This window comes from Photobacterium sp. Hal280, assembly GCF_037162255.1.
Classification (GTDB): Bacteria; Pseudomonadota; Gammaproteobacteria; order Enterobacterales; family Vibrionaceae; genus Photobacterium.
The window spans coordinates 1206141-1218556 of record NZ_JARLUO010000005.1 but is presented as its reverse complement, the minus strand read 5'-3'; the positions used below and the strand labels follow the sequence as shown (position 1 = coordinate 1218556).

The 12416-nt window shown below is 53.5% G+C and carries 11 protein-coding genes; 5 read left to right on the top strand and 6 right to left on the bottom strand.

Features of this window, described 5'->3' with window-relative positions:
* Positions 1–38: 38 nt before the first annotated feature.
* Complete coding sequence (locus P4S53_RS15020) at positions 39–710, top strand: hypothetical protein (protein WP_337113281.1); 672 nt, start codon at positions 39–41, stop codon at positions 708–710.
* 65 nt (positions 711–775) lie between these two features.
* Here the strand turns inward: P4S53_RS15020 and bioD are convergent, their stop codons facing one another.
* Genes bioD through bioB form a run of 4 tightly spaced genes read right to left on the bottom strand, consistent with a single transcriptional unit; the run spans position 776 to position 4480 of the window.
* On the bottom strand, positions 776–1453 hold the full coding sequence (gene bioD / locus P4S53_RS15015; protein ID WP_337113280.1) for a dethiobiotin synthase: 678 nt from the start codon (positions 1451–1453) through the stop codon (positions 776–778).
* Positions 1446–2273, bottom strand: coding sequence for a malonyl-ACP O-methyltransferase BioC (gene bioC, locus P4S53_RS15010; RefSeq protein ID WP_337113279.1), 828 nt, complete (start codon positions 2271–2273; stop codon positions 1446–1448). The genes bioD and bioC overlap by 8 nt, the downstream gene beginning before the upstream one ends.
* Entirely contained in the window at positions 2242–3441 is a 1200-nt protein-coding gene (gene bioF, locus P4S53_RS15005; protein WP_337113278.1) for an 8-amino-7-oxononanoate synthase, read from the bottom strand. Before bioF ends, bioC begins: the two co-directional genes overlap by 32 nt.
* The gene (gene bioB / locus P4S53_RS15000) at positions 3428–4480 is read right to left on the bottom strand and encodes a biotin synthase BioB (RefSeq protein ID WP_337113277.1); all 1053 of its coding nucleotides are present in this window, start codon (positions 4478–4480) and stop codon (positions 3428–3430) included. The genes bioF and bioB overlap by 14 nt, the downstream gene beginning before the upstream one ends.
* Positions 4481–4671: 191 nt before the next feature.
* On the opposite strand from bioB, the gene bioA reads away from it, so the two are divergent.
* Positions 4672–5931 carry an adenosylmethionine--8-amino-7-oxononanoate transaminase gene (gene bioA, locus P4S53_RS14995; protein ID WP_337114500.1) on the top strand — a complete coding sequence of 420 codons (1260 nt, stop codon included), beginning with the start codon at positions 4672–4674 and terminating at the stop codon, positions 5929–5931.
* Positions 5932–6058: 127 nt separating this feature from the next.
* Positions 6059–6628 carry an LON peptidase substrate-binding domain-containing protein gene (locus P4S53_RS14990; RefSeq protein ID WP_337114499.1) on the top strand — a complete coding sequence of 190 codons (570 nt, stop codon included), beginning with the start codon at positions 6059–6061 and terminating at the stop codon, positions 6626–6628.
* Positions 6629–6637: 9 nt separating this feature from the next.
* Here P4S53_RS14990 and P4S53_RS14985 read toward each other — a convergent pair whose 3' ends face one another.
* Together P4S53_RS14985 and mlc are read right to left on the bottom strand one after the other, a co-directional pair.
* Positions 6638–7003, bottom strand: a complete 366-nt coding sequence (locus tag P4S53_RS14985) for a thiol-disulfide oxidoreductase DCC family protein (protein WP_337113276.1) — start codon at positions 7001–7003, stop codon at positions 6638–6640.
* 118 nt (positions 7004–7121) lie between these two features.
* Complete coding sequence (gene mlc / locus P4S53_RS14980; RefSeq protein ID WP_337113275.1) at positions 7122–8339, bottom strand: sugar metabolism global transcriptional regulator Mlc; 1218 nt, start codon at positions 8337–8339, stop codon at positions 7122–7124.
* Positions 8340–8620: 281 nt separating this feature from the next.
* Here mlc and queE point away from each other — a divergent pair, with 281 nt between their 5' ends.
* Together queE and P4S53_RS14970 are read left to right on the top strand one after the other, a co-directional pair.
* Positions 8621–9289: a 7-carboxy-7-deazaguanine synthase QueE gene (gene queE / locus P4S53_RS14975; protein ID WP_337113274.1), complete on the top strand. Its 669-nt coding sequence runs from the start codon at positions 8621–8623 to the stop codon at positions 9287–9289.
* A gap of 206 nt (positions 9290–9495) precedes the next feature.
* The gene (locus tag P4S53_RS14970) at positions 9496–12357 is read left to right on the top strand and encodes a hypothetical protein (RefSeq protein ID WP_337113273.1); all 2862 of its coding nucleotides are present in this window, start codon (positions 9496–9498) and stop codon (positions 12355–12357) included.
* The last annotated feature ends 59 nt before the right edge of the window (positions 12358–12416 follow it).

The window sequence follows — 12416 nt, the reverse complement described above, 5'->3', positions numbered from 1 at the left end:
TGTCCCAAAAATCATTATGAACACTGTGCAGGTAGATTATGAACAAGTCTTACTCAACTGCTATGGACAGCACCACTTCGCGCGTAGGCGCGCTTCCTTTACTCACTCCCGTTGCTCGGTTTATGGCGGTTGCCGTAATCGCTGCAATTGCAGCATTCATCATTAAAATTGAAATGCTGCAACTGAGTGGCAACCTCGGTGAAAATTCACTCGTTGAATATACTCAGGAACTCTTTTTGTTTTTCACCAGCGCACTCTTTTTTGCCGTGGCCGTAAAACAGCCTGCCCAGAAAGGTTTTGCGGTTCTGGTTTCAGCGTTTTTTATGGTGTTGTTGATCCGGGAACTGGACGGGCTGCTGGATATGGTCTGGCACGGCTTCTGGAAATTTCCGGCTGCCGTGGTCGCGGTGCTGGGCATGGCCTATGCCCGGAAACACCTGACAGCAACCCTAGCCCCACTCAGCCGATACAGCGAGCACGCCAGTTTCGGTCTGATGCTGGGCGGTCTGGCGACCCTGCTGGTGTTCTCACGCCTGTTTGGCATGGGAGAGATCTGGCAAACCGCGATGCAGGAAAACTATATGCGAGAAGTAAAAAATCTGGCTGAAGAAGGCGTCGAACTGCTGGGTTACAGCTTAATTCTGGCTGCGGCTATCTGGTATTGTTTGCCAGGCTTAGTCAACAAAAACCAGCGCGATAAACACAATTAAGATGCGACAACGCCGCCTTGCTGGCGGCGTTGTCATGTTATCGCGCAATCCAAAAGAGAAGACAGTTAAGCCAAAAGCGCCATATTCAGGTAGGCCGTTAAATCCCGCTTGGCAATCCCGGGCAAATAGGGAATTTCACCTAACTTAGGGGCAGGCAGATAAGCTTCAAGATACTTCAGGTTATCCTCGTAACAGTGGGTATCCGGATCAACAAGGTTCGCCACCCATCCCGCCAACGTCAGGCCATCATTTTGAATTGCTTCCGCGGTCAGCATCGCATGGTTCAGGCAACCCAGCTTCACGCCCACCACTAAGATGACAGCCATTTTTTCCTGCTTGACCCAGTCAGACAATTTCATCGTGTCGGAAAGAGGAACACGCCAGCCCCCGGCACCTTCCACAAACACCACATCGTTCTTGCACTTCAGCTTTGATAAGCCTTCAGACAACCGTGCAGGATCAATGCTGATGCCCGCCTGCTTCGCCGCAATGTGCGGCGCGATGGGCGGCTCAAACGTATAGGGATTGACTTCGTCATAGTGCAATTCCGGCTGCGAAGCGGCTTGTAAAAACAGTGCATCAGAATTACGCATCCCGTAAGCGGTCAGCGTACTGCCTGACGCAATCGGTTTAAACCCTGCCGTTCTATACCCGGCGCGGACACTGGATTCAATCAAGGCGCGGGTTACCACCGTTTTCCCGGCATCGGTATCCGTTCCAGTCACAAAAAATACATTAGACATTGGTAAATACTCCAAAACCAACCTGATACGTAGCGGGTAACTGACTCGTACTGTCGCGAAAACGCGCATAAGCATTTTCGATCCGATTCAGCGTCGTCCGGCCGAACATCCCTTGCCGACGTTGCTGCGACAGGTGCGTCGCGCCGATTCCCTTCAGATCCTTCATTAAATCCAGCGCACGCGCATAATGCATCACCACAGGCTGAACCGATAACTCTGCCGCATTTAGTCCGGCATCGGCCACGGCTTTTGAAAGCTGAGTGACAGAGTCAAACTGATTGACATGCCGCTGCGTATCAACCGATTGCCAGGCGCACTCAAGCTCAAACAATGTGCCCTCTGCCAGGGTGGTGATGCCAATCACCCCACCCGGTTTGACGACTCGCTGCAACTCGCGCAACGGCACGGCCAGATCTGAGCACCATTGCAGGGCGAGACTGGAAAAGGCCGCATCAAAAGAGTTGTCGGGAAACGGCAGCGATTCAGCATCAGCGACACAAAATGTGCCTGTCCCATCACAACGGGCTTTGGCCTGCGCCAGCATCTGTGCTGACAGATCGATGGCTGTGGTCTGGTAGCGCATAGCCTGCAGCTGGCGGGTGAAATACCCGGTTCCGCATCCGGTATCCAGCCAGTGACTGCCTTGTGGCAGGCTGGGTAAGCTATCCAGTAATTGGTGTCCTACCTGCCGCTGGAAAGCCGCCGATTGATCATAATGTTTGGCGGCTTTACCAAAACTGGCGGCAATAGCCTGCTTGTTCAGACCAGACAAGCTCTGATTCTGTGGCTTAACAACCACTGTCGGACTGATTTCCTGCATCCTGTACCTCTTCAAAAGACGCATTCAACGATGTTGCCAACGCTTTAACTTGTTTCTCTGTATGACTGGCCGAGAGAGTGATACGCAGTCTGGCCTGATTGACCGGCACGGTCGGCGGGCGGATAGCCGACACCCAGAGGCCTTTTTCAGCCAGAGCCGCAGACAACTGGATTGCCAGCGCACTGCTGCCCAGCAATACAGGTTTGATCGGCGTTTCTGTCGTCACCAGACCCACTTCAGGCAGCAGTTCGTCATTCAGAATGTGCCCTAATGCCGCCAGTTTTTCCCGGCGCCAGTTTCCGCTCTGGACCAGATCGCAAGCGGTACACAGGGCATGCGCCTGTGCCGGTGGCATCGCTGTGGAGTAAATATAATGCCGCGCAAACTGAATCAGATACTCGGCGACTTCATCGCTGCACAGCACCGCCGCGCCCTGCATACCGAACGCTTTACCAAAGGTCACAATAGAGATCTCAGGTTTGATGCCCGCCAGCGCCGCGCTGCCACGGCCGCCTTCCCCCAGCACCCCGCAACCATGGGCATCGTCAACCATCAGCCAGCTTTGTGATGTGCGGCACAGGGCTGAGATCGCCGCCAGCGGCGCCTGATCTCCATCCATGCTGAACACGCCTTCAGTGACCACCAGGGTGGCGGCACAATCGTCTGAGTCAGCATTGAGTAATGCCTGCAGAGCTTTGAGATCGTTGTGCGCAAAACGGCGCATTGTCGCCGGTGATAAGAGGCCCGCTTCCATCAGCGAGGCATGATTCAGCTTGTCCTGGATCAGCCGGTCTGATTTGCCGAGTAAGGCAAACAGCACCGCCTGATTGGCACTGAATCCGGTACTGAAAAGCAGCGCTCTGTCGTACCCCAGCCAATCCGCCAGCCGGTGCTCCAACTCTGCATGCGGTGTGTGATGCCCGGTTACTAAAGGAGAGCCACCGCTCCCCGCGCCGTACAGCGACAACCCCTGCTGCCAGGCCGCAATCAGTTCCGGGCACTGCGCCAGCCCCAGGTAATCATTGCTGGAAAAGTTGATCTGCGCTCGCGGTTTGCCGGCAAACTGCACACAGGATGGCTGCCTGTTGAGTGGCTGCCTCTGACGATACAATCCCTGAGTCCGTCGCTGACTCAGGGACTGTGCTATCCGGGAATTAAACAGAGGCATCGTAGAACAAGTCATCTGCTGCCGGGCGGGCAGCGACACGCTGTGCCACCTGACCCAGCAGTTCCTGTTCCTGAATCTCATCCGGTTTCGCGGACTGCTCCTGACGGTTAATACCCAGCTTAGTAAACAGCTGCATGTCTTTGTCTTCTTCCGGATTCGGCGTGGTCAGCAGCTTACATCCGTAGAACACAGAGTTTGCGCCCGCCATAAAGCACAGGGTCTGGGTTTCTTCACTCATTCCCTCACGGCCCGCCGACAAGCGCACAGCGGACGCTGGCATCATAATACGGGCAACCGCGATGATGCGGACAAAGTCCAGCGGATCGACATCATCCACGCTATCCAGTGGCGTTCCTTTGACTTTGACCAGCATATTAATCGGCACACTTTCCGGGTGGACCGGCAGGTTCGCCAGCTCAACCAGCAGACCGGCTCTGTCCCGGGCACTTTCGCCCATGCCGATAATGCCACCGGAGCAAATTTTCATACCGGCATCACGCACATGTGACAGGGTATCGAGGCGATCCTGATAAGTACGGGTGGTGATGATGTTGCCGTAATATTCAGGCGAGGTATCCAGATTGTGGTTATAGTAATCCAGACCGGCATCCGCCAGCGTGTTGGCCTGATCGCCGGTAATCATGCCCAGCGTCATACAGGTTTCCAGCCCCATCGACTTCACACCGCGTACCATTTCCAGCAAATACGGCATGTCGCGCTCTTTCGGGTTCTTCCAGGCTGCACCCATACAAAAACGGGTCGCACCCGAGCTTTTGGCTTTTTCTGCCGCATCCAGCACGCGCTCAACTTCCATCAGGCGCTCGCGGTCGACATCGGTACGATAGTGGGCGCTTTGCGGACAGTACTTACAGTCTTCCGGGCAGGCACCGGTTTTGATCGACAGCAAAGTACTGACCTGAACCTTATTCGGTTCATGGTACTGACGGTGAATTTGCTGCGCTTCAAACACTAAATCCATGAAGGGTTTTTCAAACAGCGCCTGAACTTCTGCAACGCTCCAATCGTGTCTCACTTCCACGTGTAAACCTCGTTAATTGTTCTTATGCCCCGCAGCTTGAATGCGATAACCGCAACAATTCCACGGGTTTGAATAGTTGCAAGTCTACTTTCAGCAAGTACACTGTCAACCACAAAGAAAATACAAGGTTTACATCTGTGCAAAATATCACCAACAAAAAGCGCTCCTCCAACCACTTCACGGCTTCACAGGTGGATTTGGATTACGACCGTCAGCACGTCTGGCACCCGTATACGTCCACCATCAACCCGCTTCCCTGCTATCCGGTGACTCACGCTGAGGGCGTGACTCTGTATCTTGAAGATGGTCGGGCGCTGATTGACGGGATGTCTTCCTGGTGGTCAGCGATCCACGGTTACAATCACCCGGTGCTCAATCAGGCCGCACAGGATCAGCTGGGCAAAATGTCGCATGTCATGTTCGGCGGCCTGACCCACCAGCCTGCGGTGGAATTGTGCCGCAAACTGATTGCCATCACGCCTGAGCCCTTGCAGCAGGTCTTCCTGGCCGATTCCGGTTCCGTGTCGGTGGAAGTGGCTCTGAAGATGGCGCTTCAGTACTGGCATACCAAAGGTCAATCGCGGGCGAAATTCCTGACGCTGCGCCATGGATATCACGGTGATACCTTTGCCGCGATGTCGGTCACCGATCCTGATAACTCAATGCACAGTCTGTATAAAGGTTTTCTGCCAGAGCATCTTTTTGCGGATTCGCCCGCGCTCGGATTTCATGACGACTGGGATGAAAGTGACATTGCCGATTTCGCCGCCAAACTTGAAAGCCATCATCAGGACATTGCTGCCGTAATCCTGGAACCAATCGTTCAGGGGGCCGGGGGAATGCGTATCTATCACCCGACTTTTCTTCGCCGTGTGCGCGAATTGTGCGACGTCTATGGTGTGCTGCTGATCGTTGATGAGATTGCAACCGGGTTTGGCCGGACCGGCAAACTCTTCGCCTGCGAACATGCCGGCATCAGCCCGGATATCATGTGTGTCGGAAAAGCCTTGACCGGCGGCTATATGACCTTAGCGGCGACCCTGACCACCAGGCATCTGGCTGATACCGTGTGCAGTGGTGCCGCAGGCTGCTTTATGCACGGCCCGACCTTCATGGGTAACCCGCTGGCCTGTGCGGTGGCCAATGCCAGCCTGTCTTTGCTGGAAACGGGACAATGGCAGCAGCAGGTCAGCCGGATCGAAGCACAGCTGGCAGAATTACTGCCTGCGGTGGCTCAGTCTGACAAAGTCAAAGCCGTCCGCTGGCTCGGCGCAATTGGTGTGGTGGAATTGTATGAACCTGTGGACATGGTCACGATACAGCAAAGTTTTGTAGACAATGGTGTCTGGATTCGTCCATTCGGCCGACTTATCTACATCATGCCGCCATTTATTATTCGTAATCAGGAGCTTAGTAAACTTGTTTCCGCCATTTTACAATCATTGAACTAATATCGAAAAACAGACAGATCCTCATGTTTGACCAGATATACTCTATGTAAGAGTCATGGTAAGGCCGTATCGTATCTCTGAACAATCTGCGGCCTATGACAAACATGCTGTCAGAAGGTTAAGTATGATGCAGTTACCCCTTTTCCCGCTCAGACTCTATGTGTTGCCGGGAGGTGTCAGTAAGCTGAGAATTTTTGAGCCTCGCTATACTCGCTTAGTGACACTGGCCATGTCTTCCGGCGATGGTTTTGGCTTGTGTATGAAAGACGGTGATTCACTGTGTCACTTCGGCACCCGGGTTGAAATCACAGATTTTGAACAGTTGCCTGACGGGTTACTGGGCATCACTATACGGGGCGTAGAAAAATTCGTGATTAATAATCACTGGCAGGAAAAAGACGGCCTGAGATTTGGTGAAGTCAGTGCAATAAAAAACTGGACGCCCAGCTCGACCCGTTTCATCGACAAGCCTATCGCCAATAGTCTGGAAGCCTTGTTCGATGAATACCCCGACTATGCCGCGAATTATCCGGATCCCGATTTTACTGACATGGCCTGGGTCTGCCAGCGATGGCTTGAAATTCTGCCTTTAGAAACCAATCAGAAGCAATGGTTTATGAGCCGAAACGATCATCGTGCAGCGCTGTCTTTCCTGCACAATGTGATCGATGAAGAACTCAGACACGACGATTTATAACCCAGCCCTTCAGCCTCGGCCCTCACGGGCTAACCGCTGATCAACCATGCGGCGATAGGCGGCAGATAACACCTGCCTGATGCCGGGCAGCCCCATCAACCAGGCCACAGGCCGCATCCACCAGATTTGCTTCAGCAGCAGTATATAAGCATCCATTTCCTTGTGAACCGCCCCGTCGCTGTCCTGAACGTGCAGCTCTCTCAGCGCTTCAGAGGGCACAATGCCCATCGCGGCCAACGCTTCATCCTGACCGGTAATGTCGTACCATTCCACCAGATGCGGATGCTTTCCCAACCAGGATTCATACCATTTCCGATCGCGGACACAGGTCGGGCAGGCGCCGTCATAAAACACAGTGATTTTGTTCGTTTTCATGAAGGTTCTCCTAGTTGCCGGGCGCTTACTTTCAGTCTGGCTGATCACGGGTAATCGACATCAAAAACGCAACGACGGATATGTCGCTGCGTGATTCATCGTTGCATCCTGACCCTGTTTAGCCTTCTTCAATCAGTTTCACCAGCAGGTGACCGTCATACATGGCCTGTTTCACCAGCGCGGCAGCAGGCATCGTCGCCTGCGTATAAAAACTGGTTTCTTCGATGCGAAGATCCTGGTTATAAACCGGCAAAGACTGGCTTTTTACACACTCAAGGATGGCGGGATACAACACTGATTTGGCCTGATTAAATTCACCGCCGATCAGCACTTTCTCAGGGTTGAACAGATTGACCATAATGGCAATGGCCCGACCTAAGTGGAAACCCAGTTCAGTAATCACCTGATAAGCCAGCGGATCGCCCTGCACGGCAGCCTCGCAAATGGTCTCGATCGTCAGTTCTTTACCGTACAAAGAAGACGCTTCACCCAAGGCCAGACGGGATTTCACCTGCTGCCTGACAGCCTGCAAACTGGCGACTGTTTCCAGACATCCTTTGTTGCCGCAATAACAGGGCAGACCATCAGGCTGAATCTGAATATGGCCCAGCTCGCCGATGTTGCCGATCCGGCCCTGCAGCACTTTGTTGTCCAGAATGATACCCGCCCCCACCCCGTGGTGAATGGAGATCAAAATAGAATTCGCCACATCTTTGGCATTGCCGAACAATTGCTCAGCCAGCGCCCAGGAGCGGGTATCGTTACCGATAAACACCGGCAGACCCGTTGCTTCATGAATGGCCGGGCCTAACGGCAAATCTTTCACATCGTAGTGCGGCATTTGCAGCACCATGCCTTTGTCGGAGTTCACTAAGCCCGGTAAAGAAACCGCAATCGCAGTAATCCGGTCCAGCTGTTTAGCGTGACGGGCAAAAAAAGATTCAATTTCATCAAGCAGCTTTTGCAACACATCATTTTGCGCCAGCTCTTCGATATCCTGACGCTCCTCGAACAGGATGTCGCCCCCCTGCTCATGCAAAGCAATCGTCAGGTAACCCCGGCCAAGACGAATGCCTAAAAATTGCCAGCCATCATTATCAGGCACTAAGCCAATGGCCGGGCGACCGCGATTGCCTGATTCCTGAATTTCAGCTTCTTTGATCAAATGCCCGTCAAACAGCTCACGGGTGATTTTGGTAATACTGGCTGGCGCTAACTGGCTCTTTTTCGACAGCTCGATACGGGAAATAGGCCCATACTGATCGATAAGTTTGTAGACGCTTCCGGCATTGTTTCTTTTGATATGATCGATATGACCGGGTTGAGCGACATACATGCTCTGGATCCTCAAAGGTTAACGAATACGCAAGAAGTTGAATTTTTTTACTTTGCGAAGTAATTGTGAAGCCCCTTGTGCCAAGGACGTGAACCCAGTCACGACCCGCCTGTCCCTTTTGGCCTTCGCGTTACCGGGCCGGGCAAACAAGCAGCATGATTGAAAGATATGTGGCTCTAGAGACAATGACGCAGGGTTCTGACATAATACGCGCCCTTTGAGGTTCAGGGTACAAAAACCCCCTTTTCGCGTTAACTTGATTGATTGTTTTGAGGTCAGCCGTGTACAAAATCAATGAAATCTTTGAAACCATCCAGGGTGAAGGTGTTTTCACAGGCGTGCCGGCTATCTTTGTCCGTCTGCAAGTCTGCCCTGTCGGCTGTGCCTGGTGTGACACAAAGCAAACCTGGAGCGCCGAACCTCAGGACGAAGTGAACGTCAGCGCTATGCTTGCCAAACAGGGTGACTCGCCAAGCTGGACCTCTCTGGATGCCGGCGGCATTGTCAGCCTGCTGATTGAGCAGGGCTACACGGCAAGGCATGTTGTGATTACCGGTGGCGAACCTTGTCTGTATGACTTACGCCCGCTGACCAAGCAGCTGGAAGCCAACGGTTTCCGTTGCCAGATTGAAACCAGCGGGACTTATGAGGTTCTGGCAACCGACAATACCTGGGTGACGGTTTCCCCGAAAATTAACATGAAAGGCAAGCTACCTGTGCTGCCTGGTGCACTGTCTCGCGCCAATGAAATCAAGCACCCGGTCGGCACGCAAAAGGATATCGATCAGTTAGATGCCCTGTTAACCGGTGTGCCGCTGCAAGACACAGTCACCATCGCCCTGCAGCCCATCAGCCAGAAAGCCAGAGCCACCGAGCTTTGCATTCAAACCTGCATTGCCCGTAACTGGCGTCTGTCTGTCCAGACACACAAATACCTGTCGATTGCCTGATTAAGCTGACTCTTCAGTCCCCCCTGTTTTCGGTCGTCTCAATTCTTAGATGCTGTCTCAACTGATGAGACGACCGGTCGGGTTTTACATTTCCCTGCCCGCCGCTTACCTATACTCAGGCCAAACACCGAAACCAATCCAGCCGCCTATGATCGGCCATGAGATTGGTACAACACGTGCTGCATTGAGTATTCAGGGGAAATGTTATGCGCACCTATCTGAGACTTGGTCTGAGCCTGTTTCTGGCTGGCCTGCTTTCTGCGTGCGGTGGCGGCGGAGATGATGCAGGCATTCAACCTGCTGAGCTGCCACCCGTCAAAACCAAATTTACCGTCACTGTCGATTTACCTGCCGGGTTGATGACAGCACAGCAAAGCGTGAGCTGGAGCCCTGTCAGTCAGGCTTACGCGGCCACCCCTGAGCTGTATCAGGACAACTTTGCTGTACTGTTTATCAACCAGCAGGGCAAAGTCATGGGTCAGGGATACATCACCAGCTTTGCGATGACAGACGGCAACTACAGTATTGAAGCTCAGGTGCCACTGCTGCTGCAAGGCGTACTGGTGCTGGATCTCAATGGCGTGCCGCAATTTGCCATCGGTGATGATTTGCCGACCAATCTCTTCATGACACCGTTAACCGACACCGAAATCGCCCTGTCATTAAAAACCACGCTCGCCTACCGCGCGTTGATTAAACGCGTCGCCGCAGACGGCAACTGGGGCATATTCAGTGAAACCGTGAGTGACCCCAGTAACCTTGATGTCCGGAATGCCGGTGATTTCATCAATGAGCTGGCGGATGAGCTGAGTGTCACGCTGATCCCCAAACTTGGGCTCAATGGCGTCAGCCTGAGCAATCTGATGTCGCTCAGCGTAGTCAACGATATCCTTGAAGGCATCATGACCCGCAAATACACCGAGCTGACGGCACAAAAAGACGAGATAGCGACCATCTTCAATTCGGGTTTCTGGCGCTTGGCCAGCCACAGCTCAAACACAGGCAGCACCCTTGAAGCTGACATGATGGACTACAACAGCCCGGATACCGCCACCAATGAAACCCGCCAGATCGACTGGCGCTGGACCAAAAATGGCGAGAGCGACATTTCGCTGACGGAAGATTTCACCTACCTCAGCGAACAGGGTCTGGTTCAGTTCGACAGCAAAGAAGACGCAATACAAGGCCAGATTCTGACCTCAAGCGGCTGGAAAGATCTGTACGAGTATTTCAAAGTGCTGATCTCTTCCAGCAGTACCGCCAGCATGACAGATGCCGGACTCGAAGAAGCCGATGGCCGCAACATCACCATGCGGGTCAACAGCTATTCTCTGGCTGGCCTGAAAATGCATGACTTTCTCACCACCAAAGAAAACCATTTCATGACCCGCTACGTGCCTGCTGACACCACCTTTGGCGAGGCCGCCAAAGGCTACTATTTCACCTGGAATCCGGTGGCAACGCGTATGCTGCTGTGTAACACTCAGGTCGGTGGCGACGCGTGTACTGTGGCGCCCAGAGACAATCCGACCGTCCCTTATACATCCCTGGAGGATATGGTGTCAGTAGAACGTGCTGGCAGTATTGAGCAGGTCAACGGTTATCATCTGACCGATAACGTGGTGGTGGAGTTAGTGCTGAATGGCACCCATCAGGCCAACTATTGGGTCAATGTCGGCGGTGATGACTGGATGGTGGTTGAAACCGGTATCTGGGGTGCGGTGTCGGCCCTGGGCAAAGAAATGTTCCAGTTCGCCGTGCCTGATGTCATCAAACAGCTGGCGAATCACTATCCCTTTGATACGCCCTACTTATTCTTAGTCGTCGAACAAGGTGCAGTGCATCAAGGTCAGGCAATTCTGAAAGACACTGACTACCACTTCGCCGGCTTTAATCACGCCGCCAAAGAAGAGATTTATGCGGTGACTTCCCGCGACAATCTGCCTGCTTTTGGCGACTGCAGCTTTGGCAATACCTCTCCGGCCACTGAAGATCAGTTCCTCAATTCAGTGACCGAATGTGGCGGTGACGAGCGTTTCGTCACTGACAGCGTCAACAGTCTGGTTGACCAGCACCTGGTGCAAATCTCTACCGATCCGGGCTCGCTGGGCGAGCTGGAAACCCTGATTCTGAAAAGCGACAACACCTGGGAGTATTACCTCAATACCGTCTTGCAACCCGGCAGCAGCAACCGTAGCTGGACGCTGAATGACAATGGCTTTCTGCGTCTGACTGAAAACAGCAATGATACCTTCAGCGATTACCAGTTATGGGCACTCACCCACAAGAAATATCAGGATCGTCCGATTCTGGCCGTTAAATATTTCAGCCAGACCGACATTGGCGGAGCCAATACCAGTGTGATTGATAACCTGATGACCAAGCAATACGCCCCTGACACGCTGGTTGCCTGCACGGCCAGTGATTCCGGCTGGAACAGCGGCAGCCAAATGCCTGCCACGGCACAGACCAAAGCAGCTTTCACCAGTCAGGCAGCCAGTTGCACCGTCAGTTGGGAAGGCAGAACGCCACGCTTCACCCAAAGCATGCTGGCCGGTAAGGCGCTGACGTTCAGCGATACCTCGCGCCATTTAGTCCTGAATGCGCAGGCCGACAGCCAGAGCGGCTTTCAGACCGGTCGCTACACAGACAGTGACGGCTGTGGTTTTGACATCCCTATCCGCTGGAAACTGGAAGCCGATGGCACGCTGTACTATGAAAATGCCATGGCTCAATCGGAGATCGACGCAGTGTTCAGCAACGGCGCCAAGCGATTCCCGACCGGCAATTTTAAAGAGTGGATCAAAGTCTCGGATACCGATGGCCTGACATTCACGGTCAAAGGCTTCAATCACTTTACCCGCTGGCAGAGTGCGACACCGGCGTTGGGTGCCGATCAGGGCGAGATGTGGAGCGATGTAGTAGCGCTGATCCCGGCGGCGAATGTGCCCGCAGTGACGGTACAATCACCCACAGAAGCCCCGCTGCCGGACAGCCCGTTCCCCGGCACCATCTTAAGGGACGGACAAACCTGCGATCTAACACCGCCGGCGCCACCCGCGCCTTAGGTTAAAAATCACCCTGGCGGCCTGAAAACGGCCGCCAGCGTTGCCGCAGCGATTATTTA